We start from the raw sequence: 24,005 nt of genomic DNA on the forward strand, positions 1-24,005 counted from the left end.
CCGAGTCCACCAATAGTAAGAGGACGCTTACAATTGCCGACCATGGATCACCTCCCCTCCGCCGCCCGAGTCCGCCGCGGCATCGTGCGGCTGAACCGGCGGCTGCGTCAGGAGCGCCGCGACGGCAGCCTCAGCACCAACCGGCTGGAGGTGCTCGGCCGACTGCACCGGCACGGCCCCGCCACCCCCGGCGAGGTCGCGGCGGCGCTTCGGCAGCGGCCGCAGTCGCTCACGCGGGTGTTCGCGGAGCTGGAGACGGAGGGGCTCATGGCGCGGGCCGCCGGGACCGTGGACCGGCGGCAGTCCGTGCTGTCGCTCACGGACGCGGGGCGGCTGGCGCTGGAGGGGGACATGAGCGACCGGGACATCTGGCTGGCGGAGGCGATGAAGTCGCTGAGCCCCACCGAGCGCGGGGTGCTGGAGCTGGCGGCGGCCCTGATGGAGCGGCTGGCCGATGGCTGAATCCCACCCCTTGTGCGCCGGTTCACAGGGTTCCCATAATCCATCAACGGATTTGACCCGCCCATGTCAGAACTTGGGCTTTTCTTTGTCACCCGCGTTTGGCATGTGCTCGTCAAAGCCACCCCCCACGGAAGGCATGACGTTGAAGAGACTCCTCACCACCCTCAAGAGATGTCTGGCCGTCTCAGCCGCCGCGCTCGCCATCGCCAGCCTCCAGCCGCTCTCCTCCGCGCAGGCGGCCCCCGCGCCCGTCATCGGCGGAACCCGCGCCGCGCAGGGCGAGTTCCCGTTCATGGTCCGGCTCTCCATGGGCTGCGGCGGGGCGCTGTACACCCAGCAGATCGTGCTGACCGCCGCGCACTGCGTGAACGGCACCGGCGCGAACACCAGCATCACCGCCACCGCCGGTGTCGTGGACCTCCAGTCCACCACCGGCCGGGTCCAGGTCAGGTCGACGTACGTCTACCGGGCCCCGGGCTACAACGGCAACGGCAAGGACTGGGCGCTCATCAAGCTCGCCTCGCCGATCAACCTCGCCACGCTGCCGATCGCCACGACGACGCAGTACAACACCGGGACCTTCACGGTCGCCGGGTGGGGCGCGGCCACCCAGGGCGGGGCCCAGCAGCGGTATCTGCTCAAGGCCCAGGTGCCGTTCATCAGCGACGCCACCTGCCGTTCGTACAGCGGCTACAGCGGGCTCGTCGCGAGCGACGAGATCTGCGCCGGGTACGCGGCCGGCGGTGTCGACACCTGCCAGGGCGACTCCGGCGGCCCGATGTTCCGCCGCGACGCCAACAACGCCTGGATCCAGGTCGGCATCGTCAGCTGGGGCATCGGCTGCGCCCAGCCGAACGCCCCCGGCGTCTACTCGGAGGTCTCCACCTTCGCGTCGGCGATAGCCGCGGCGGCGGCCACGCTGTGAGCTGAGACGCGTCGCGTACGGTCTTCCGCGGGTCCGGTGCGCGATGTGCCGGGCCCGCGGTTCGCACCCCTCGAAGCCCTCCGCTCCCCGGAACCCTCCGCCACCTCAGAACCCGCCGCCTCCGAAGTCCCCGCCACCCCCGAAGTCCCCTCCCCCGCCGAAATCGCCGCCGCCCCCGAAGTCGCCGAAGTCCCCGGAGTTGAAGTCCGCCCCCGACAGGTCGCCCCCTTCGTAGCCGCCGCCGAAGTCGCCGTAGCCGGAGCCGTAGTCCGCCGCGTACGCGGGCCCCGCCATCATGCTGCCCAGCAGTGTGCCGACGAGCAGGCCGGGCAGGATGCCGCCGCCGAAGTAGCCGCCCGCCCAGGGGCCGTAGGCCGGGCCCGCGTCCCAGTACGGGCGGCGGCCCTGGTCGGTGTCGACCTCGCGCATCACCGGGTCACGGCCGTCGGCGAGGCGGGTCGCGTCGGCCGCGCAGACCGGGACCTCGCGCGCGGCGCCGCCCGGGGGCGTCCAGGTGGCGTCGGTGACCGAGGGGCCGTGGCGCGGGTCGAAGAAGCAGGGCACCCGGCGCTCGGGCAGCGGCCGGTGCTCGCGGCGGGCGGCGAGCTGGGCGAGCGAGAAACGGCCGTCCTCCAGGGCCTGGGTGACGGCCCGCACCTCCTCGGGCCTGGTCGCGGCCGCCATCAGCGACTTCGCCTGGTCGTAGGCGTCCAGCGCCCGCTCGTAGTCCGCGCGCATGGCGTCGTCGGCGCCCGCCTCGGCGGGGTGGAAGTCGAGCCGGTCCAGTTCCTCGCCGAAGGCGGTGATGTCCTCGTCGACCACCACCCGCAGCTTCTCCAGCGCGGCCCGCTGCTCCTCCGCGTGCCTGCGCCGGTTGCGGCGGACGAGGGTGTACGCCCCCGCGCCACCGGCGACGAGCACGGCACCCACGGTGACCAGCGCGGTCGTCGACACGCCGTTGCCGTCCTCGCCCGAGGAGGTCCAGGTGGAGGGGGCCGAGCCGCCCATGTTGGTGAGCGCGGCGGTCGTGAAGTCGGTGAGCTGGGTCTTCGTGTCGGACTCGCCCGCGACGGTGGTGACGAGGTTGCGTACGGCGCCGGTCGACAGCACCGAGGAGTCGGCCCGGGCGTCGAAGGCGTCCCCGAGCCGGACCGCGTACAGCCCGGTGATCCCGGTCGCGGTCCGCAGCTTCGTGAAGAGCGTCTGCTTGGGGTAGTCGGCCGGCAGCACCACGACGAAGAGCGGCTTGTCGGCGTCCTCGATCTGCTTGGCCAGGGCGTCGGCGTCCGAGGAGGACAGCTGGTCGGAGGCGGCGGGGTCGACGTAGACGGGGTTCTTGCGGAGGGCTTCGCCGATGGTGGAGACGCTGGTGGCCGCGGCGGCGGGCGGCGCCCACAGCGCGGCCAGGGCCAGGAGCACCAGGGCGACCAGCAGTCCCGGGAGGCTTCGGGTCCGTACGGCGGCCCGAGCGGAGGCCTTCATACTTCGACGCTACCCGAAGCCTCCCGAAACGGACCTGTCAGGCGGCGCGCCAAGCCGCCGTCAGCTTCTCCACCGCCGCTCCGTAGCGTCCGGTGAGCAGGAGGTGGTCGGCGTCGGCGAAGGGTCCGGCGAGCCCGGCGGTGACCCCCTTGGCCTGCACGATCAGGCGTGCCTTGGCGACCAGCGCCCGCCCGGCCTCGTCGGCCCCGGCCCGCTCCGCCGCCCGGGCCGCGAGCCCGAGCGCCTTGAGCGTGGTCAGCCCGCCCGCCGGGACCTTGGTGAGGGTCGTCAGGCCCCAGCCGTACGGGAACTGCGGATCGTACGACGGGTCGCCGACGTTGATCGGCAGCTGGGCCTCCGACTTGGGCCAGGTGACCGGGAGTTGGCCGGTGAAGGGCCGCTTGCCGTAGAGGACGTCGGCGACGCCGTCGCCCTCGGTGCCGGGCAGCCAGGAGGCGACCAGGGAGTCGATCTCGCCGAGCCGGTCGCCGATCAGCTGCGGCCGCCCCGAGACGATCAGCACCACGCACTTCATGGCCGCGCACACCGTGTCCACGGCGGCCTTGTCGGCGGCGGACAGCTCCAGGTCGTGGCCGTTGCCGACGTCACCGACGCCCTCGGCGTACGGGGTCTCCCCGACGACGACCACACCGACGTCGTAGCCGCTCGTCGGGGCGGAGGCGTCCTTCGAGTACGTCAGGGTCGCGGAGTTCTTCCGCAGGGCCTCCAGGATCGTCGTGCCGGGCACGGTGGCGCCGGAGGAGCCCTGCCAGGTGACGGTCCAGCCGCCGGACTGGTTGCCGATGTCGTCGGCGTTGGATCCGGCGACGTACACCTTCTGTGTCCTGGCGAGGGGCAGCAGGCCCTGGTCGTTCTTCAGCAACACCTGGGATTCGGCGGCCGCTTGACGCGCGACGGCCCGGTGCTTCTGTGATCCGATCGCCGAGGCGCCGCTCGTGTCGGCGTACGGCTTCTCGAAGAGCCCGAGCCTGAACTTCTGCGTGAGGATGCGCGATACGGCGTCGTCGACCCGCTTCTCGCTGACGCGCCCGGCGTGGACCTCGGCGAGCAGTGCGGTCTGGAAGTCCCGGTAGGCGTACGGGACCATGACCATGTCGACGCCGGCGTTGACCGAGGTGCGGACGTCAAAGGCGCGGTCGCCGGGGATCTGGTCGATGCCGTCCCAGTCGCTGATGACGAACCCGTCGAAGCCGAGGCGTTGTTTGAGCACACCGTTGATCATGTCGGCGCGGGCGTGCATCTTGACCGGCCCGAGGCCGTCGCCGACGACGTCGAGGGAGGAGTACGACGGCATGACCGTACCGACGCCCCGGTCCACGGCGGTCTCGTACGGCGCGAGGTGCACCGCCTCCAACTGCCCCCGGGTGACGGTCGTGACGCCCTGGTCGATGGTGTACGTCCCGGTCGTGGAGGAGCCGTAGGCGGTACCGCCGTCGCCGACGAAGTGCTTGGCGGTGGCGAGAACCTTGTCGTTCCGGTCCAAGTCCTTGCCGTTACGGGCGCCTTGGAGGCCCTGAATGATCGTCTCCAGGGACTCGACGAGAGCCGGGTCCTCGCCGAAGGACTCGTAGGAGCGGCCCCAGCGTTCGTCGCGGGTGACGCAGAGGCAGGGGGCGAAGTCCCAGGGGATGCCGGTGGCGCGGACCTCGGCGGCGGTCACCGCTCCTGTCTGCTGGACGAGTTGGGGGTCCCTGGTCGCGCCGAGTCCGATGTTGTGGGGCATGACGGTGGCGCCGACGAGGTTGTTGTGACCGTGGACGGCGTCGACACCGTAGATGAGGGGGATCTGGAACCGCGTTGCCCGCGCCCGGAGTTGGAAGGAGTCGATCATCCTGGCCCAGGCTTCCGGGGTGTTGGGCGTCGGTGTGGACCCACCGCCCGAGAGCAGCGAGCCGAGGGCGTACGCGGTGACGTCGCCGCCCGTTCCGACGGCACCGCGCTCCGCCTGGGTCATCTGGCCGGCCTTCTCCTCCAGGGACATCCGGGACAGGAGGTCGGCGACGCGCTGTCGTACCGGCAACTTGCTGTTCAGGTACGGCAGTCCGTGCGCGTCGATGACGACCTGCGGGGTCTCGGCGGGGGCCTTGGCGCCGGTGACGGTGAGCCGGAGGGGGATGGTTTCGGCGGCCTCGGCAGCCTTCTCCTTCAGGGTCGGGACCTGGACGGTCCGGGTGGTGCCGGAGGCCGTACCGGCCGGGAAGGTGAGGGTGCCGGAGACGGGGGTGTAGTCCTTGCCGGGCTCGGCGGTGCCGGTGGTCGCGGTCTCGTAGGCGACGGTGACGGGTTCGTCGAGGGGCGCGGAGCCGGTGGTGGCGACGGTGACCTTCACGGTCGCGGTCTTCCCCTGCGCGACCGGGTAGACGGCGGAGTCGGTGGTGACGTTCGCGCGCAGGGACTGGTCGGCCCTGCCGTACAACTCGACGTCGTCCATGGCGAATTGGCCGGGGGCGCCGACGGGGAGGGTGAGGGCGTATCCCCAGGTCTCGGTGAGCCCGAGGACGTGGTCGATCCCGCCGACCGGCTGGTAGTCCGTCCGGTAGACGAAGTCGGTGAAGGGGATCTCGATCTGCTTCCAGCCGGTGAAGTCGTCGGTGAAGGAGGTCGTCCACAGCTCGGAGGCCTCGCCGTTGGCGCCGCCGTCCTTGAGTTCGAAGGCGATCTTCTTGCCGTTGTTCTGGCCGTCCCACCAGAAGCGGATGCCCTGGTGGGCGGACCAGTCGTGGGCGGGTTCGGCGAAGGCGAAGTCGTGGGTGAAGCCGCCGTAGCCGCTGATGTCGTAGGTACCGGTGAGGACCTTGTCACCTTCGGGGGCGTCATCTCGACTGGTCAGCCGGAGAGTTGGCGGGTCGTCGGTGTCGCTGCCCCAGGTGAAGATGCCGCCGTCGGGTGGGCCGGCGAAGGGAACCTCGCCTTCGAAGCGGTCGACGGGGACGGGGGGTGGGTCGTCGGCCTGTGCCTGCGCTTGTGCCTGTGCTTGCGCCTGGGCCAGGGGCAGCAGGGCCGTCAGTAATGCGGCGGAGGCGAGCAGGGCGGTTCTTCGTACGGAACGCATGGAGCTTCCCCCTTGGCTCTCGTGGCTTCCCTCACGTCGTGATGTAACTGGCGGCCCAGAGACCGTCAAGGCACCGCACAGCCCCAGAACTCACACCACACGACTTTGCCCGGTTCCCGTTCCCGCACGCCCCACTTGTCGGCCAGCGCGGCCACGAGCAACAGGCCGCGCCCCCGCTCGTCGTCCGGCCCCGGCGTCGGCGTCCTGACGTCACCCGGGCCACTGTCGTGCACCTCGACCTGGAGGACCCCGTCGGCGGCGAGGGTGAGGCTGAGGCGGAAGCAGCGGTTCGGGGGAACGCCGTGCAGAAGGGCGTTGGTGGCGAGTTCACTCACACAGAGCAGGACGTCGTCCTGACGGTGGGTCACCTTCCAGTCGGAGAGGGTGACACGAGTGAAGTCCCGGGCGACGGCGACCGACCTGCGGTCTCGGGGGTAGAGGGCGATGCGGTTCACGGGACGAATGTCACAGGGGGTGACTATGGTGGGGCAGAGAGTGGAGTCGTAGTTCTGATTACTACGACTCCACTACGAGGACTTGGGGTGCGGACGGGGGAAGGGGTTGGCCATGCCCAAGAAGGTCGGTTCATGGCACATGGTCGGCGCGCTGGTGGCGCACTACCGGAAACAGGCTCGCCTGACACAGGAGCAGTTCGCGGAGTCGGCGAACCTCCACGTCGACACGGTGGGGTCGATCGAGCAGGGACGGCTGGCACTTCAGCCGGATCGGGCGGAACAGTTCGACGAACTGCTCGGCACGAAGGGTGCGTTGGCGTTGCTCGTGGAGCGGATGCCGGTGCGGGAGAAGGTGGTGCAGTTCGCGCAGTCGTTGGTGGACCATGAGCAAGAGGCCGTGGGAATCCTGTCGTTCCAGAGCCTGGCGGTGCCCGGGCTCCTCCAGACCCGCGACTACTGCCGAGCCGTCTTCGGCTACCGGTACCCGGCCATCGGCACGGAGACGGCCGAACAGTGGGTGAACGCCCGCATGGAACGGCAGTTGGTCTTCGAGCGGGAGCGGCCTCCGGTGTGCCACTTCGTCATCGAGGAAAGCGTCCTGCGGCGGCAGGTCGGCGGCCCGGAGGTGATGCGGGAGCAGTTCCGGCAGATCCTGGAGTACACCGAGCCGGTCCACATGAGCTTTCAGATCATGCCGATGGACCGGGCGCCGCACGCCTGTCTCGACGGCCCCATGGTGCTGTTGGAAACTCCCGAGCACGAGCTTCTCGTCTACCTGGAAGTCCAGCGCGCCAGCTTTCTCGTCGATGATCCAGATGAGGTCAGCGACTACCACCTCCAGTATGGAATGCTGCGGTCACAGGCCCTCTCACCGGACGAGAGCGTGCGCTTCCTGCACGGATTGCTAGGAGACCGATGAGCACCGCACTGCAGTGGTTCAAGTCCAGCTACAGCGGCAGCCAGGGCGGCGACTGCGTCGAGGTCGCCACCCAGCCGTCCGCCATCCACATCCGCGACTCCAAGACCCCCGGCCCCAACCTCACCGTCACACCCGGCACTTGGGCCGCCTTCGTGGAGCTTGCCCGGAGAGCATGACCGTCGACGGGGGATACGACTGGACGAACGAGCACGAGAAGGCCGTCTACCAGAGGGCCGTCCTCGACTGTCTCGGCGACGGACGGCCTGGCGAGCTGCTGGCGTTACGGCCGGCGATCACGCCCCAGGCCGTCGCGGAGACGATGTGCTCGTCGCCGTACGTCGAGAGAGTGCTGGGCACGGATGAATTCGAGCCAGGGCATGCGCGTTACCGGACTGCCCATCGCCGCGCGGCTCTCCTCCGCTGGGCGATGCCCGCGTCCCGGTCGCCGCTGGAGCTGATCAGGTCCTGGAACTCCGGCAATTTCGCGGGGTACCTCGTGCTCTTCGCCATCAGCGGTGCGCTGCTCTCGACACCGGCTCACCCCTGGTGGTTCACCGTCCCGGGAGTCATCCTCGTCCTCTACCTTCTCGGCAGTCCCGGTCTGCGCTATCTCAGGTGGGTCAAGGGCCGTCTCATCGACACGGACCCTTGGCGGCTGCGCCGACGAGCCGTCCTCGCTCTGCTGATCACGCCCTGGACGTTCTTCGTGTGGATCGAGGAAATCACAGCGGAGAAGAGCTGGCTCGACGAGTTGCGCGAGAGACTCCCCGATGAGGTGATGCGCGCCGTCGAAGACCTCCTCGGGGAGGATCTCGACACACTCCTCGTGCTCCAGGACCACGACGGTCTGCGTTCCCCCCGCCAGAACTCCTACTTCGTCAGGAATGCCTCGGCCGCCGAACTCGCCCGGAAGATGGGCCAGCTGTCCGGCGGGGCCATCGCTCTGAGCGGGCCGCGCGGAGTGGGCAAGACCACGCTCATGGAACACGGCGTGCGGCACGAGGATTTCGCGGTCTTCGCCCACGCTCCGGCGACCTACGCGCCGTACGACTTCCTGGCCTCCTTGTTCGTGAGTGTCTGTCGGCGGTACATCGTCAGGGCGGGTTACGAAGCGCCGAAGTTCGACCGGCTGTCGTATCTCCACCGGGCGCTGGACCGGGGGGTGCGACCGCTAGGACGCTGGGCAAGACGGTTCGTCCGCGTTCTGCCGGTTGTCGTCCTCCTCGGTCTCGGTCTGACCGCGGGGATACTGCACTGGTTCGAGCGGTTCGGAGAATCGGAGGCATGGCGGAGCTGCGTCGGGGTCTGGCATCGGACCGTGGGCCTCACCGACGACGTCGCCGTGGGCAGGGCACCAGCGACGGCCCTGCTGCTCGCGTTCGCGGGGCTCACATGGTGGATGCTGCTCCGGTTCTCGCCTGCGGGAAGGATGGTGAGGGGAGCGGGCTCGACGCTCATGGTGTGCGTTGTCATCGCGCTCCTCTTCGGTCCTTTCCTCTCCCTCGCATGGGACGACGAGTTCCGCCGTCAGGTCGAGGCCTCCTCCGGCAACCCGCCGCTGTTGCTTCTGATAGTCCTCTGGCTCGTCTCCCTCATAGAGGGCAACGACCAAGATCCGCCACTGCGCATCGGTGCATGGACGGTGAGCAAGAAACAGTTCTGGATCCCCCTCGCCATCCTGCTTCCTTTCGTACTCCTGGCCGCGCTCGCCCTCAACCCGTCCTCACGCGCACCCTTCACCGACCGCGACCACCCCATCCGCATCGGCGCGTTCCTGCTCGGGCTGCTCCTCATCAAGCTCATGCGGAAGCGCTGGTCCTTCCTCAGCCCCGCCCCCCGTCTCGTCACCACCTGCCGCAACCACCTCTACCGCCTCCAGACCGTCCAGAGCTCCAGCGCCGCCTTCACCACCGGCGCCACCCAGCTCCTCACCCTCGGCTCCTCGCACACCTCGTCCGTGACCACGGTCCCGCCCAACTACCCGGCGCTCGTCGGCGAGTTCAAGCAGCTGCTCACGGAGATCGGGCGCGACGAACACGGAAAGGGCAACCGTGTCGTCGTCGCCATCGACGAGGTCGACCGGCTCGGCAGCGACACCCAGGCCCTCGCCTTCCTCGCCGAGATCAAGGCGATCCTGGATGTGCCGCATGTCCACTACCTGATCTCCGTCGCCGAGGACGTCGGCGCGACCTTCGTACGGCGGGGGCTGCCGAACCGGGACGTGACCGACAGCTCGCTGGACGACGTGGTCCATGTGCGCCGGTGCACGCTCACCGAGTCCGCGGAGATACTCAAGAAGCGGGCGCCCGGCATCGGCGAGGCGTACATCGTGCTGGCGCACGCGCTGTCGGGCGGCATCCCGCGGGATCTGATCCGCTACGGGCGTCGGCTGCTGGAGATCCAGGTCCGCGAGGAATGGTCCGAACTCACCGACGTGGCCCAGACGTTGATCGTCGAGGAGCTGTCGGAGACGCTCGCCGGATTCCGTACGCTCCTCGCCAAGCAGCAGTGGTCACCCGGGACGCAGGAAGTCCTCGGGTCGTTCCGGAGTCTCGCGGCGCACCTCAGGGTCGCCTGCCCCTGCCAGGAACCGATGGACCAACTGCGCGGCGCGCTCGCGCACTTCGTGGCGTACGACGTGGACGGCATCGGCATCCCCGAGGAGTCCCGCGTGCTCCTGGACGAGGCCGCGGCCTACGCCTACCTCTCCTTGGCCCTGCTCGACATCTTCGGCCGGCCGGACTTCCCCCAGCGCCGTGCGGAGGCCTCGCGTCGCTCCCCCGACGGCAACCCCGATCTGCTCGCCGAGGCCCGTCAGGAGCTGGCCGTCTCGCCGTACAGCACGCGCCCGGTCATCGACGCCATCCGGCAGGCCTGGGAGCTGGCACCGGTGTCTCTGCAGGGGCCACGACCGACGGGCCTGATTCCGCCGCCCCGCGGCACGGCCTGTACCGCGGGGCATCACTCCGGCGTCTGATCTACTCCGCGGGCTGCACACCCGCCCGCAGCAGCCCGTACGTGTAAGCGTCCTCCAGCGCCTGCCAAGACGCCGCGATCACGTTCGGCGCCACGCCCACCGTCGACCACTCGCCCGTGCCGTCCGATGTGGAGATCAGGACGCGGGTCGTGGACTCCGTGCCGTGGACGCCCTCCAGGATGCGAACCTTGTAGTCGACGAGGTCGAGCTTGGCGAGCTGGGGGTAGATCTTTTCGAGGGCCACGCGCAGGGTGCGGTCGAGGGCGTTGACCGGGCCGTTGCCCTCCGCCGTGGCGACGATGCGCTCGCCCTTGGCGAAGAGCTTCACCGTGGCCTCGTTGGCGTGGGAGCCGTCGGGGCGGTCCTCGACGATCGCGCGCCAGGACTCGACGGAGAAGTACTTCAGCGGGCGGCCCTCGACCTCTCCGCGCAGCAACAGTTCGAAGCTCGCGTCCGCGGCCTCGTACGTGTAGCCCTTCAGCTCGCGCTCCTTGACCCGCTCGACCACCCGGCCGACCAGCTCGCGGTCGCCGCCGAGGTCGACGCCGAGTTCCTTGCCCTTGAGCTCGATGGAGGCGCGGCCCGCCATGTCGGAGACCAGCATCCGCATGGTGTTGCCGACCCGCTCGGGGTCGATGTGCTGGTACAGGTCCGGGTCGACCTTGATCGCGGAGGCGTGCAGGCCGGCCTTGTGGGCGAAGGCCGAGACGCCGACGTAGGGCTGGTGGGTGGAGGGGGTGAGGTTGACGACCTCGGCGATGGCGTGGGAGATGCGGGTCATCTCGCGGAGTTTGCCCTCGGGCAGGACCTTCTTGGCGTACTTCAGCTCCAGGGCCGCGACCACCGGGAACAGGTTGGCGTTGCCGACCCGCTCGCCGTAGCCGTTCGCCGTGCACTGGACGTGGGTCGCGCCCGCGTCCACGGCCGCGAGGGTGTTGGCGACCGCGCAGCCCGTGTCGTCCTGGGCGTGGATGCCGAGGCGGGCGCCGGTGTCGGCCAGCACCGTCGCCACGACCGCCTGGATCTGGGCCGGGAGCATCCCGCCGTTGGTGTCGCAGAGGATCACGACCGAGGCGCCGGCTTCCGAGGCCGCCCGTACGACGGCCTTCGCGTACTCCGGGTTGGCGCGGTAGCCGTCGAAGAAGTGCTCGCAGTCGACGAAGACCCGGCGGCCCTGGGCCTTCAGGAAGGAGACCGTGTCGCGGACCATCTCCAGGTTCTCGTCCAGCGTCGTGCGCAGAGCGAGTTCGACGTGGCGGTCGTGGGACTTGGCGACCAGGGTGATCACCTCGGCGCCGGAGTCCAGCAGGGCCTTGACCTGCGGGTCCTCGGAAGCCTTGGCCCCGGCCCGGCGGGTCGCGCCGAAGGCGACCAGCTGGGCGTGCTTGAAGTCGATCTCCTCGCGGGCACGGGCGAAGAACTCGGTGTCCCGCGGGTTGGCGCCGGGCCAGCCGCCCTCGATGAAGCCCACGCCGAAGTCGTCCAGGTGCCGTGCGATGGCCAGCTTGTCCGCGACGGTGAGGTTGATGCCCTCCCGCTGGGCGCCGTCGCGCAGGGTGGTGTCGAAGACGTGGAACTGATCGTCGAGCTCGCTGGTTGCGGTCATGGTCTCAAGGCTCCTGAGGATTGGATCTCGGTCGTACCGGAATGACCGGCTCCACCGCCCTCACATACTCCCTCGCGCTCTCGCCTCCGGCTGCGGGTGGGCCAGAAAAGCGAAAAACCTCTCGCGGGTGCGAGAGGTCTGCGCGCGGGTCGAGGACGACGGTGTCCGCCCGTACCTGGTCGTACGTGGCGGTCACTGCGGACCGGCGCGCCTGCTGCCAATAATCATGGCGAACGAGAGCACGGGGGCAGTCTGGCACAACCCCCGTGCCCCGCTCACGCCTGTCTCAGGATGCGGTCGGTCACTTCAGGTGACGGACATAGACGTGGGTGGTGAAGTCGGTCTGCCCGGCGTCCTCGGGTACCAGGTCGTTGGCCCAGCTGCTGAAGGCGACCGTACGGCCGTGCCGGTCGATCACCGGGAAGTCGACCCCGTAGTTGCCCGACGGGCCACCGTCCACCGCGGGGCTGGCGAGCACCGTGCGGCCGGTGCGCAGGTCGCGGACGTACGCCTGGCGGGTGTGGCCGGCGTCCGCGTCGGCGACGTAGACGAGGTGCCTGCTGTCGGCGCTGAGCTGCGGGTACGCGGTGTACCCGGCCGGGTCGGCGGCGTCGATCCGGCGCACCTGCCCGGTCTCCAGGTCCCGTACGAAGACGTTGTGCCCCTTGTTGGTGTCGTCCGGGGTCAGCTGCGAGTCCAGCGAGTTGAAGACCATGTACCGGCCGTCCGCGCTGACCTGCGGGAACTCGGTCTGTGCGTCGGAGACCTTGCCGTCGGGCGCCTTGTCGGCCTGGATCAGCTCGCCGGTACGCACGTCCCGGACGTAGGCGTCGCTCCAGTCGCCCGAAGTGGGGTACGGGACGAAGAACTGGTAGCCGACCCGGCCGCCGTCCGCGCTGATGGTCGGGCGGGTGGCCGCGGACTTCCAGGCGCCCTCGCCCGGCACCTGGCTGACGCGGACCCGCTCCCCGGTCCGGAGGTCGAGCCGGTAGATCCTGGTCGACCGGTCGCCCGCCGGCCCCTCCCAGCCGGTGTGGAAGGCGGAGAAGGCGAGGTAACGGCCGTCGGCGCTGAGGGCGGGCTGGCCTGCGGTGGTGTAGCCCGCCTCCGGGTCGACGGCGTCGTCTGCCCGCCGGACGTCTCCTGTCCTCAGGTCCTTGATCCAGATGTGGTCGTCGGCGGTGTACGCCAGATACCGGCCGTTCCCGCTCAGGGAGAGGCTCCCGACCCCACTCTCCCCGACGGTGCTCGCCAGCCGGGTGGTGCCGGTCCTGAGGTCGCGTACGAAGGCGTCGGCGGCGCCGTCGGTGTCGTGCGCGACGAGGTTTTCGGCGTGGGAGACGAAGGCCACGTAGCGGCCGTTCGCGCTCAGGGACTGGTCGCCGGAGGAGGCGTCGCCCTCCGTGCCGTCCGGGGCCACGGTCACCTTCTCGGTGTACGGGCCCCCGGGGGCGGCGCTCGCCGTGGGCGCGGCGAGGACCGCGGCGGCGACGGCGGCGATCGCCGTCAGGTACGTCTTGCTGTGCATGGTTGTCCCCCGTGATCGGTCGTTGTCATTGCACTGTCCGCAGGAACACGTCCGACACCCCGTTGGTGTCCCCTTCCACCAGATCGGGTGATGCCGACTCGAAGGCGACGACCGTGCCGTCCGCGTTGACGGAGGGGTGTCCGGCCGGGAGGTCGTTGCGGCCGCCCAGGCGGTCGACGCTGATCAACTGCTTCTTTCCGGTGGCGAGTTGGAGCCAGTACACGGAACGGCCCGAGGTGTACGCCACAGCCGTGCCGTTTCCGGCGAGTGAGGGCTGGGTGCCCTTGACGCGGGTCGTGGTGCCGGTGTCCAGGTCGCGGACGGCGATCCGGGAGCCCCGCTGGAAGGCGACCTTGCGGCCGTCCTCGCTGATCGACGGGGCCGAACCGGTGCCCAGCGCCGACAGGGCGCCGGTGTCCAGGTCACGGACGTACACGGAGCCGCCCTGCTCGAAGGCGATGTACTGGCCGTTGTAGCTGATGGCCGGGTGCCCGGCCGGCTCGTCGGTGGGCGCGCTGACCACGTCGGTCGTACCGCCGTTGAACTTGAAGCGGTAGACGCGGGGTTGGGGCGCGGGGTCGGTGTCCGTGGCGGGCAGGGTCGCCGCGTAGGTGATCCACTGGCAGGAGGGGTCCACCGCGGGCTGTCCCATCCAGGTGAAGCGGACGCCCTGGTAGGAGCCGATGCCGGTGAGCTTGCCGACCGAGCGGTTGCGGACGTAGACCTCCGGAGCGCCGTCGGACTCGAGTGGGGCGACATAGCCGACCATGCGGCCGCTGGAGCAGGGGGTGCCCTGCGAAGACGGCTTCTGGGCGGGCGAGTTGACCTGGGAGACACCGGCGGGCGTGTTGACGAACACGCTCCCGCCCGACCTGAAGGCGACGACCTTGTTCTCCCCCATCACCGGGTCGTACGACGCTCCGTCCGGCCTGGTGAGCCGTTCGGTGACGGAGGGCATCGGGGCGGGGTTCCTGCGGAGTCCGCCGGAGAAGACGAAGACGTCGGACTCCTTGTTGGTGTCGCCCGGCACGAGGTGGGAGGCGTCCGAACTGAACACCACCGCACGGCCCTTGGCGGCCAGCGAGTAGTCCGTCACCTGGGCGGCCCAGGGCAGGGCGGCTCCGCGCAGGCCCGTGCGCAGGTCCCGCACCCGCGTGCCGTCCTCGCCCGAGACGACGGCGTACCGGCCGTCCGCGGTGGCCGTCGCGGCGGTCCCGTCGGCCACCCGTCGTGAGGCGCCCGTGCGCAGGTCGTGGACGTACACCCCGCCGTCGGCGTCCAGCAGGACCCGTCGGCCGTCCGCGGTGATGCGGATCAGATAGGCGGCACCGAGGCCCACGTCGACCTGGGTCCGCTCGCCGGTCGTCCGGTCCTTGACGAAGACGTCGCTCGGATCGGGGCCTTCCACGTCGCCGCGGATCGAGTAGGCGACCCGCTTGCCGTCGCCGCTCACCGAGGCCCCGCCCTTCCGGCCCTCCTCGGCGGGCGAGATCAGCTCGTCGGTGCCGGTGGCCGTGTCGCGGACGTACAGGAGGCGGGTGTTCTCCGTCGCGTTGCGGTTGCCGATGGTGTAGGCGACGTGCGTGCCGTCCGGACTGATGGACTGCACATCGCCCAACTCGTTGCGGTCGGGCGGGTTCTGGGGCCACAGCGGCTGCGAGACGCCCGTGGCGCGGTCGTAGAGGTACGGCACCGAGAAGCGGCGTCCGGCCGAGTAGGCGAGGCGGCTCCCGTCGGCGCTCAGCAGCGGCGATCCGTAGGCGTACCCGGGACCGAGGTCGATCGCGGTGAGTTCGCCGGTGGCCAGGTCCTTCACGCGCAGGCACTGGATGATCGGTTCGCAGCCGAAGCTCGGCGCGGTGGAGGTGAACGCCGCGTACCGGCCGTCCGCGCTGAGCACGGCCCCGTACGACGGCCCGTCCCCCTGCGTCCCGTCCGCCGCCGTACTCGCCCGCACCGTACGGGACTTGTCGGGCCCGGCCGCCGCGACCGTCGCGGACGTCCAGGCGAGGGAGAGCGCAACCACCGTACCCAGGGCGGCCCTTGACGTGGCGGACATCAGCGCGCCCCCCAACGGAACACGTCGGACACGCCGTTCGTGTCCCCGGCGACGACGTCCGCGTCCGCGGTGGACCAGACGACCGAGCGGCCCCGGTCGGCGACCGAGCCGTCGGCCGCGCTGCCGTGTCCGACGCGGATCCGGTGTCCGCCGTGCAGCAGCCAGAGGTCCGACTGCGCGTCCTGGAGCAGGAGTCGGCGCCCGTCGGGGCTCACGGCCCGTACCCTGACGCCGGGGAAGTGCTGGACCCGGCCGGTGCGCAGGTCCCGTACATAGGAACCGTCCGCCGAATCCATCGCCAGGACACGGCCGTTGGCGCTCAGCTGCACGACGGTCGAGGCGGTGCCGTCGTCGGCCTCGGTCCGCGTGCCCGTGGTCCGGTCGGCGACCCAGACGTCTCCGGTGCCGTGGTCCTGGTAGGCGACCCGGCGGCCGTCACCGCTGATCGACGGGTTGCCCATGTCCCGGGCGGTGTCGGCGGGGCCCGTGCTGACGGTCTCGGTGGTGCCGGTGACCCGGTCGTACAGGTCGACACGGGTGGGGAACTCCGGGTGCCCGGACCAGGTGTAGGCGATGTAGCGCCCGTTGGCGCTGATCTCCGGAGAGCTCGCGGTGTCCCGGCCGTTGCCCCCGACCCGGGTCCTGGTGCCGGTGGTCAGATCGGTCAGGAAGACGTTGATGGTACGGCTGCCCCAGTCGGTGTACGTCGCCCAGCGGCCGTCGGCACTGAGCCGGGGCGTGCTCAGCGCGTTCTCCATCTTGGTGACCTCGCCGGTGCGCAGGTCGCGGATGTACGCGTACGTGCCCGGGTGGGTGATGCCCTCGGGCACGAGGTTGGTGGCGGACGAACGGAACGCGAGGTAGCGGCCGTTGGGCGTGATGACGGCCCCGCCGGAGGCTCCGTCGCCCTGGGTGCCGTCGGCCGCGGTGCTGACGCGCTCGGTGCGGGGCGCGGCGACGGCCTGCGTGGTGGTGAGCGCGAGCAGCAGCGCGGCTCCCGCGCCGGCTAAGGAAACTGCGGACACACGTCTGGCTCTGGACATGCTTCCCCCTGATGGTCCCCGTGGCGCTTGTGGTCCTTTCGAGGCAAACGCACCCCTCACCACAGGGTCAATCGGCCTTATTGCGTACAACCCGGGCGGGAGGTCACGCGTCCGCGAGAAGGCTCTCCTCCAGGAACTCCCGTACGTGGCCGAGAATCGTCCCCCGGTCGGTGCCGCGCAGACCGATCGCCACATGGATGGAGAAGCCGTCCAGGAGCGCCCGCAGCCGGGCCGCGAACCGGTCCGGGTCGACCGCCCGGAACTCCCCCCGGGACACGCCTTCCGCGAGCAGCGCGACCAGGTCGCGGTGCCAGGCGCCCTCGATGGCGGCCTGGCGCTCGCGCGCATCGTCGTCGGCGTTCTGCGAGCGGTTCCAGACCTCCAGCCACAGGGTCCAGTGCGGGTCGCGGTGGCCGTCGGGGACGTACAGGTCGACGTAGGCGTCGAGCCGTTCACGGGCCGACGCGGTACGGGTGAGCAGCCGGCCGCGCTCCACGCCGAGCCGTCCCTCGCTCCACTCCAGGGTCTGGAGCAGCAGTTCGTCCTTGGTACGGAAGTAGTAGAGGAGGTGCCCGCTGCTCATGCCGACCTCCCGGCCGAGCCCCGCCATGGTGAGCTTCTCCAGCCCACGCGCGGCGATCATCTCCATGGCGGCGGCGAGAATCCGGTCGCGGGGCGGGGCGGGGGTGCGGCGGGGGGTGCTCATACGGCGGTGATCCGTACGGCGTCGGGCAGGAAATCCGTCTCGTACGCGCCGGTGCAGTCGGCGTACAGGGTCGCCACCACCGAACCGCACTCCGCGCACAGGGAGTTGGGCCCCTCGCGCCCGGGCGGACCGCAGCAGCCGATCTCATCGAGAGCCGGGTTGTCGGTCAGGTGGGCCCGGCTGTCCTCGGGGTGGGTCACCAGGGTGCCGCGCGGCCCGGCGGACATCAGACACCCCTCCCCGGACGGCTCCGGGTCCACCGCGTACGCCCCGCGCGGCACGGTCGCCGGAGGGTGCCGGGAGCCGTCGGGGTTCTTGTAGCCCTCGTACACCGGCCGGGGCGGCACCTCGGGCAGGAGCCGCAGCGGCCCGGTCAGCGGGCTTGCGCAGGTGGCGCAGGTCAGCACGTTCATCCCTACGTTCTACCGGACCACGGCACGTGGCTGCTGCTGGGTGATGCAGTGGACGCCCCCGCCGCTCGCGAAGATCGTCCGGGCGTCGACCGTCGTCACCGTGCGCTCGGGGAAGAGCCGGCGGAAGATGCCCACCGCGATCTCGTCCCGCGGGTCGTCGAAGGCGCAGAGCACGAGGCCGCCGTTGCAGAGGTAGTGGTTGATGTAGGAGTGGTCGACCCAGTGGCCGTCGGCCTCCAGGGCGGTCGGTGCGGGCACCTCCACGACCTCAAGAGCCCGCCCCCGCGCGTCCGTCGCCGACTTCAGCAGTCCTACGACCTCCTTGGTCACCTCGTGGTCCGGGTGCGCGGGGTCGGGCTGGACGTGGGCCACGACCACGCCCGGGCGGGCGAACGCGGCGACGATGTCGACATGGCCCTGGGTGCCGTACGTGCCGTAGTCGGCGGTCAGTCCGCGCGGGAGCCAGATCGCCTTGCGGGTGCCGAGCTTGGCGTGGATCTCCGTCTCGACCTGCTCGCGGGTCCAGCCGGGGTTGCGGCCCGCGCCGAGCTGGACGGTGTCGGTGAGCAGGACGGTGCCCTCGCCGTCGACGTGGATCGCGCCGCCCTCGTTGACGAGCGGGCTGCTCAGCACGGGTACTCCCGCCAGGTCGGCCACCTGGCGGGCGATCTTGGAGTCGTGCTCCCAGCGGGCCCAGTCCTGGCCGCCCCAGCCGTTGAACACCCAGTCCACGGCGGCGAGTCGCCCCTGGTCGTCCTGGACGAAGGTCGGGCCGATGTCCCGCATCCAGGCGTCGTCGAGTTCGCGTTCCACCAACTCGACGTCCGGACCGAGCAGTTCGCGCGCGGAGTCCCCGTGGCCGGGGCCGTGCACCATCGTCACCGGCTCGAAGCGGCGCACCGCGCGGGCCACGGCCGCCCAGGCGGCGCGGGCATCGGCCAGCTCCCGGTCGTCGGTGAAGGTCGGGTTGGGGCCGGGCCAGGCCATCCAGGTGCGGTCGTGCGGTGCCCACTCGGGGGGCATGCGGTAGGTCATGACACGTCCCAAGTCCTAGAGGAAGTAGAGGCGGTTGAGGGATACGGACTCGGCCGGTTCGGAGTGCAGCGGCTCGCCGTCCAGCGTGACCAGCCCCGTGCGCTGGTCCACCTCCACCGCTCCGGTACGGGAGTTGAGGAGCAGGTCGGCCGGGCCGATCCCCCGGGTACCGCGGACGGCGACCCTGCGCCGCCGGGTCGGCATCGAGTCGGCGCCCTGGTCCAGGGCCGCCTGCGCGACGAACGCGACCGACAACTCGGCGGGCGCGACGCCGTGCGCGCCGAACTGCGGGCCCATCACGAGGGGTTCGCAGGTGTCGGTGGCCGCGTTGGGGTCGCCGACCACGCCGTAGGCCGGGAATCCCGCCTTGAGGACGAGCTGCGGCTTGGCGCCGAAGTACTCCGGCCGCCACAGCACGAGGTCGGCCAGCTTGCCGACCTCGATGGACCCCACCTCGTGCGAGAGCCCGTGGGCGATCGCGGGGTTGACGGTCAGCTTGGCGATGTAGCGCAGGACGCGTTCGTTGTCGTGATCCTCCGGCGCCCCGAACTCGGCCTTCATCTTCCCGGCCATCGCGAAGGTACGGCGGACCGTCTCACCGGCCCGTCCCATGCCCTGCGCGTCCGAGGAGGTGATGCCGATCGCGCCCAGGTCGTGCAGGACGTCCTCGGCGCCCATGGTCCCGGCGCGGATGCGGTCGCGGGCCATGGCGGCGTCGCCGGGCAGGTCGGTCTTGAGGTCGTGGACGGAGACGATCATGCCGTAGTGCTCGGCGACGGCGTCCCGTCCGAAGGGCAGCGTGGGGTTGGTGGAGGAGCCGATGACGTTCGGGACGCCGGCCATCTTCAGGACGTTCGGGACGTGGCCGCCGCCGCAGCCCTCGATGTGGAAGGCGTGGATGGTGCGGCCCTCCAGGACCCGCAGGGTATCCTCCACCGACAGGCACTCGTTCAACCCGTCGCTGTGCAGGGCGACTTGGACGTCGTACTCCTCGGCGACGCGCAGCGCGGTGTCCAGCGCGCGGGTGTGGGCGCCCATGTCCTCGTGCACCTTGAACCCGCAGGCGCCGCCCTCGGCGAGGGCCTCGACGAGCGGTGCGTCGTGGGAGGACGAACCCCGGCCCAGGAAGCCGATGTTGACGGGCCAGGCGTCGAAGGCGCCGAAGGCGTGCCGCAGGGCCCAGGGCGAGTTGACGCCGACGCCCCATACCGGGCCGAACTCCTGCCCGATGATCGTGGTCACGCCGGATGCCAGCGAGGCCTCCATGATCCGGGGCGAGAGCAGGTGCACGTGGGTGTCGACGGCTCCGGCGGTGGCGATGAGCCCCTCGCCGGAGACGATGGACGTACCGGTGCCGACGACGACGTCCACCCCGTCGAGGGTGTCGGGGTTCCCGGCCCGCCCGATGGAGCAGATCCGCCCTTCGCGGATGCCGATGGAGACCTTCCGGATCCCCTGCACGGCGTCGATCACGACGACATTGCTGACGACGACGTCACAGGTCTCCCGCACGGCCGCGGCCTTGAGATGCAGCCCGTCCCGCGCGGTCTTCCCGAACCCGGCGAGGAACTCGTCCCCGTACCGCTGCGAGTCGGCCTCGACGCGGATCGTCAGCCCGGAATCGCCGAGGCGGATGCGGTCCCCGGCGCGGGGGCCGTGGGTGGCCGCGTACTCGTGAGGGGTGAGCCGCCGCGACTCGGCGGGATGCCCTCCGGGCCGGCTCATCGGGCCACCTCCAGGTCGTGCGCGGCGGGCAGGCTCGTCGGGGAACCCGCGTGAGGGCGCGCGGGCCGACCCCACGAGAGCCCCGCTGCACGCCTCATCGGGCCGCCCCCAGGTCGTGCGCGGCGGGCAGGCGCGTCGGGGAAACCTCGTGAGGGCGCGCGGGCCGACCCCACGAGAGCCCCGCCGCACGCCTCATCGCGCCGCCTCCTCGTCGCGAACCCCCAGATACCCGCAGGCGGCAGCCCTCCGCAGCGCCTCCGCCTTCGCCCCCGGCGCGTCCAGCGCCCCGTCGACGAGCCCCGCGAAGCCGATCGCGATCCGCTCGCCCCCGATCGGCAGCAGGCCGACCTCGACGCTCTCCCCCGGCCCGAACCGCACGGAGGACCCGGCGGGGACGGCGAGCCGCATGCCGTAGGCGCGCTCCCGGGCGAAGTCCAGGCGCGGGTTGGCCTCGAAGAAGTGGAAGTGGGAGGTGACGGAGACGGGCACGGTGGCCGTATTGGTGACGGTCAGCCGTACGACCGCCGCGGGCTCCTCGTGCGCGGGCCCCGGCAGAAGCTCGCCCGGGGCCGCGCCGCCGAGCCCGCCCCCGATCGGATCGGTGACCACCGCGAGCCGCGACCCGTCGTCGAAGACGGCCTCGACATGCACCTCGGTGACGACGTCGGCGACTCCGGGCAGCACGTCGTCCGGCCCGAGCACAGCCCGCGCGGCCTCGATCGCCTCGGCGAGCCGCGCCCCGTCCCGCGCGGCCTCGCACACGGCGTCCGCGATCAGCGCGGTGGCCTCCGGCACGTTGAGCCTGAGACCCCGGGCCTTCCTCGCCCGGGCCAGCTCGGCCGCCCCGAAGAGCAGCAGCCGGTCGCGTTCGGTGGGAGTCAGCCGCATGTCGTTCCCTCCTTTTAGAGCATTACTCTAAACATAGAAATCACACGACGGAAAGATTGACGGCAGACCATCGCACACATCACATTGAACGTCGCTCTAACTGAGGAGACACGTCATGCCGATGGAACAGCGCGGAGTCGACACCGTCCCCGAGGAGGAACGGACCAGCGGTCCACGGGACCTCGTCTCGATCCTGCTCGGATCCAACCTCTGCCTGGGCGTGATCGTCTTCGGCTGGCTGCCGCCCTCCTTCGGCCTGGGCTGGTGGGCCTCGGTCGCCTCGATCGTGGCCGGCACGGTCGTCGGCACGGTCCTGACCGCTCCCCTGGCCCTGATCTCGCTGCGCACGGCGACCAACCTGTCGACGTCCTCCGGCGCGCAGTTCGGCGTGCGGGGCCGCCTCGTCGGCTCGGTCGTCGGCCTTCTGCTCGCCCTCGGCTACACCGCGCTGACCGTCTGGATCGGCGGCGACGTGATGGTGGGCGTGCTCGGCCGGCTGACCGGGCTCCCGGCGAGCGGATGGTCGTACGGCGTGGTCTACGGGCTGCTGGCGGCGGCGACGGTCGCGGGCGCGGTGTACGGCTACCAGGTCCTGCTGGCCATGTCCCGGGTCCTCACCGTCGGCATGACGGCCCTGCTCGCCCTGGGCGTGGTCGCCTACGCCCCGCACTTCACGACCGGCGCGCTGCCGGAGGCGGGCGGCTATCTGCTGGGCGGGTTCTGGCCGACGTGGCTGCTGGCGGCGGTGGCGGCGGGGCTGTCGGGCCCCATCGCCTTCATCACCCTGCTCGGCGACTACACCCGCTACATCTCACCGGTCCGCCACACCTCCCGCCGGGTGCTGCACGCGACCTGGCTGGGCCTGATCGCCGGGCTGCTTCTCCCGCAGCTGTTCGGCACGTTCACGGCGTACGCGGCGCGCGCGGCGGCCGACTACGCGGGACCGCTGGTCGCGGCCTCCCCCGGCTGGTACCTGCCGCCGCTCCTGCTGGCCGCCTCCGCGGGCTCGGTCGGCAACGCGGGCCTGATGCTCTACTCCATGGGCCTGGACCTGGACGCGATCCTGCCGCGCGCGTCCCGGGCGCGGGCCACGTACACGGTCGCCGTGGTCGCGACGGCCTGTGTCTTCGTCGGCCACTACTACTCGTCCGCGCAGGACGCGATGACGTCCTTCGTCCTCCTGCTGACGGCGATCGGCACCCCCTGGGCGGTCATCACCCTGATCGGCTTCGCGCGGTGCCGCGGGGTGTACGACGCGGAGGCCCTCCAGGTGTTCAACCGCCGTTCCCGCGGCGGGATCTACTGGTACCGGGGCGGCTGGAACATCCCGGCGACGGTGTCCTGGGCGCTGGGCGCGGGGGTGGGCCTGCTGGCCGTGTCGCTGCCGTCGTACCAGGGACCGCTGCTGGGCCTGACCGGCGGGGTGGACTGCAGTTTCCTGCTGTCGGGCCTGGTGGGAGGGGTGGCGTACCGGTTGCTCGGACACCGCGCACCGGCCGCCCCGGCTCCGGACCCGGCGGACGTCCGCGCGCCCCGGACACCGGTCGCGGATCGGTGAACCGGTGTCGGGGCGGTGGGGCGAACGGGGCGGCGGTCAGCCGAGCTTGTGCATCCAGCCGTGCTTGTCCTCGGCCGTGCCCCGCTGGATGTCCAGCAGCGCCCGGCGCAGCCGCAGCGTGACCTCGCCCGGCTCGCCGCCCGACTGGCGCCACTCGGCGCCCTCGCGCTTGACCGTGCCGACCGGGGTGATCACCGCGGCCGTGCCGCAGGCGAAGACCTCGGTGAGGGTGCCGTTCTCGGAGTCGCGCTGCCACTGGTCGACGGAGACGCGGCCCTCCTCGGCGGTGTAGCCGAGGTCCCGGGCGACCGAGAGGAGCGAGTCGCGGGTGACGCCCTCCAGGATGGAGCCGGTCAGCGACGGGGTGACGATCTTGTCGCCGTAGACGAAGTACAGGTTCATGCCGCCGAGTTCCTCGACCCACTTGTGCTCGACCGCGTCGAGGTAGCAGACCTGGTCGCAGCCCTTCGCCGCGGCCTCCGCCTGCGCGAGCAGGGACGCCGCGTAGTTGCCGCCGGTCTTGGCGTCGCCGGTGCCGCCGGGGACGGCGCGGACGCGGTTCTCGGAGAGCCAGATGGTGACCGGCTTGACGCCGCCCGGGAAGTACGCACCGGCGGGCGAGGCGATGACCAGGAAGAGGTACTCGTTGGCGGGCTTCACACCCAGCCCGACCTCGGTCGCGATCATGAACGGGCGCAGGTAGAGGGACTCCTCGCCGCCATGCGCCGGCACCCACGCCTTGTCCTGCTGGACCAGGACGTCACAGGCCTCGATGAAGGTCTCGACCGGCAGCTCGGGCATGCCGAGACGGTGCGCGGAGCGCTGGAAGCGCTCGGCGTTCTTCTCGGGGCGGAAGGTGGCGACGGAACCGTCGGGCCCGCGGTAGGCCTTGAGACCCTCGAAGATCTCCTGCGCGTAGTGCAGGACCATGGTGGCCGGGTCGAGGGAGATCGGCGCGTACGGGACGAGCTGGCCGTCGTGCCAGCCGCGGCCCTCGGTCCACTTGATGACGACCATGTGGTCGGTGAAGTGGCGGCCGAAGCCGGGGTTCGCGAGGATCGCGTCGCGTTCGGCGACGGAAAGTGGCGAGGCCGAGGGCTTGAGCTCGATCGTGGGCGTCGTCATGAGTGGTTGTCCTTCACCGGTTGGGT

General features: G+C 70.9%; 19 protein-coding genes. 6 read left to right on the plus strand and 13 right to left on the minus strand.

All coding sequences use genetic code 11. From position 1 onward, the window contains the following. The first annotated feature begins 42 nt into the window (after window positions 1-42). Both ABZ896_RS05485 and ABZ896_RS05490 read left to right on the plus strand, forming a co-directional pair. A complete protein-coding gene (locus tag ABZ896_RS05485) occupies window positions 43-462 on the plus strand; it encodes a MarR family transcriptional regulator (RefSeq protein ID WP_360922323.1) in 420 nt (139 codons plus the stop codon). A gap of 142 nt (window positions 463-604) precedes the next feature. After that, complete coding sequence (locus ABZ896_RS05490) at window positions 605-1,387, plus strand: serine protease (RefSeq protein WP_360922578.1); 783 nt, start codon at window positions 605-607, stop codon at window positions 1,385-1,387. 105 nt (window positions 1,388-1,492) lie between these two features. Here ABZ896_RS05490 and ABZ896_RS05495 read toward each other — a convergent pair whose 3' ends face one another. From ABZ896_RS05495 to ABZ896_RS05505, 3 genes are all read right to left on the minus strand, one after another. Then, window positions 1,493-2,869: a hypothetical protein gene (locus ABZ896_RS05495; protein ID WP_360922326.1), complete on the minus strand. Its 1,377-nt coding sequence runs from the start codon at window positions 2,867-2,869 to the stop codon at window positions 1,493-1,495. A gap of 37 nt (window positions 2,870-2,906) precedes the next feature. After that, complete coding sequence (locus ABZ896_RS05500; protein WP_360922329.1) at window positions 2,907-5,942, minus strand: glycoside hydrolase family 3 N-terminal domain-containing protein; 3,036 nt, start codon at window positions 5,940-5,942, stop codon at window positions 2,907-2,909. A 65-nt stretch (window positions 5,943-6,007) separates the two neighbouring features. Further along, window positions 6,008-6,397: an ATP-binding protein gene (locus tag ABZ896_RS05505; RefSeq protein ID WP_360922332.1), complete on the minus strand. Its 390-nt coding sequence runs from the start codon at window positions 6,395-6,397 to the stop codon at window positions 6,008-6,010. A 112-nt stretch (window positions 6,398-6,509) separates the two neighbouring features. Here ABZ896_RS05505 and ABZ896_RS05510 point away from each other — a divergent pair, with 112 nt between their 5' ends. From ABZ896_RS05510 to ABZ896_RS05520, 3 genes are read left to right on the plus strand one after another with little or no spacing between them, the layout of a single operon-like run. After that, window positions 6,510-7,316, plus strand: coding sequence for a helix-turn-helix transcriptional regulator (locus tag ABZ896_RS05510; RefSeq protein ID WP_360922335.1), 807 nt, complete (start codon window positions 6,510-6,512; stop codon window positions 7,314-7,316). Further along, on the plus strand, window positions 7,313-7,492 hold the full coding sequence (locus tag ABZ896_RS05515; RefSeq protein WP_360922338.1) for a DUF397 domain-containing protein: 180 nt from the start codon (window positions 7,313-7,315) through the stop codon (window positions 7,490-7,492). Before ABZ896_RS05510 ends, ABZ896_RS05515 begins: the two co-directional genes overlap by 4 nt. Next, window positions 7,489-10,293, plus strand: coding sequence for a hypothetical protein (locus tag ABZ896_RS05520; protein ID WP_360922341.1), 2,805 nt, complete (start codon window positions 7,489-7,491; stop codon window positions 10,291-10,293). Before ABZ896_RS05515 ends, ABZ896_RS05520 begins: the two co-directional genes overlap by 4 nt. 1 nt (window position 10,294) lies before the next feature. On the opposite strand, the gene cimA is transcribed toward ABZ896_RS05520, so the two are convergent. From cimA to ureA, 9 genes are all read right to left on the minus strand, one after another. Continuing rightward, window positions 10,295-11,899 (minus strand): citramalate synthase, encoded by a 1,605-nt coding sequence (cimA, locus tag ABZ896_RS05525; RefSeq protein WP_360922344.1) that lies wholly within the window; start codon window positions 11,897-11,899, stop codon window positions 10,295-10,297. Between the two features lie 301 nt (window positions 11,900-12,200). Continuing rightward, a complete protein-coding gene (locus tag ABZ896_RS05530) occupies window positions 12,201-13,427 on the minus strand; it encodes a hypothetical protein (protein ID WP_360922347.1) in 1,227 nt (408 codons plus the stop codon). A 25-nt stretch (window positions 13,428-13,452) separates the two neighbouring features. Beyond that, window positions 13,453-15,486, minus strand: coding sequence for a hypothetical protein (locus ABZ896_RS05535; RefSeq protein ID WP_360922350.1), 2,034 nt, complete (start codon window positions 15,484-15,486; stop codon window positions 13,453-13,455). Further along, window positions 15,486-16,511 carry a protein TolB gene (locus ABZ896_RS05540; protein ID WP_360922353.1) on the minus strand — a complete coding sequence of 342 codons (1,026 nt, stop codon included), beginning with the start codon at window positions 16,509-16,511 and terminating at the stop codon, window positions 15,486-15,488. The genes ABZ896_RS05535 and ABZ896_RS05540 overlap by 1 nt, the downstream gene beginning before the upstream one ends. Window positions 16,512-16,632: 121 nt before the next feature. Next, a complete protein-coding gene (locus tag ABZ896_RS05545; RefSeq protein WP_360922355.1) occupies window positions 16,633-17,235 on the minus strand; it encodes a TetR/AcrR family transcriptional regulator in 603 nt (200 codons plus the stop codon). Then, entirely contained in the window at window positions 17,232-17,648 is a 417-nt protein-coding gene (locus ABZ896_RS05550; protein ID WP_360922359.1) for a hypothetical protein, read from the minus strand. Before ABZ896_RS05550 ends, ABZ896_RS05545 begins: the two co-directional genes overlap by 4 nt. A 9-nt stretch (window positions 17,649-17,657) precedes the next feature. Further along, window positions 17,658-18,683 (minus strand): agmatine deiminase family protein, encoded by a 1,026-nt coding sequence (locus tag ABZ896_RS05555; RefSeq protein WP_360922362.1) that lies wholly within the window; start codon window positions 18,681-18,683, stop codon window positions 17,658-17,660. 15 nt (window positions 18,684-18,698) lie between these two features. After that, entirely contained in the window at window positions 18,699-20,408 is a 1,710-nt protein-coding gene (locus ABZ896_RS05560) for an urease subunit alpha (RefSeq protein WP_360922366.1), read from the minus strand. Window positions 20,409-20,600: 192 nt separating this feature from the next. Continuing rightward, window positions 20,601-21,296 (minus strand): urease subunit gamma, encoded by a 696-nt coding sequence (gene ureA / locus ABZ896_RS05565; protein WP_360922369.1) that lies wholly within the window; start codon window positions 21,294-21,296, stop codon window positions 20,601-20,603. Between the two features lie 115 nt (window positions 21,297-21,411). Here ureA and ABZ896_RS05570 point away from each other — a divergent pair, with 115 nt between their 5' ends. Next, window positions 21,412-22,854: a cytosine permease gene (locus tag ABZ896_RS05570; RefSeq protein ID WP_360922372.1), complete on the plus strand. Its 1,443-nt coding sequence runs from the start codon at window positions 21,412-21,414 to the stop codon at window positions 22,852-22,854. A gap of 36 nt (window positions 22,855-22,890) precedes the next feature. Here the strand turns inward: ABZ896_RS05570 and ABZ896_RS05575 are convergent, their stop codons facing one another. Continuing rightward, window positions 22,891-23,979, minus strand: coding sequence for a branched-chain amino acid aminotransferase (locus tag ABZ896_RS05575; protein WP_360922375.1), 1,089 nt, complete (start codon window positions 23,977-23,979; stop codon window positions 22,891-22,893). Between the last annotated feature and the right edge of the window lie 26 nt (window positions 23,980-24,005).

Origin of the sequence: Streptomyces sp. NPDC047072 (assembly GCF_040643855.1) — a bacterium.
Taxonomy (GTDB): Bacteria; Actinomycetota; Actinomycetes; order Streptomycetales; family Streptomycetaceae; genus Streptomyces.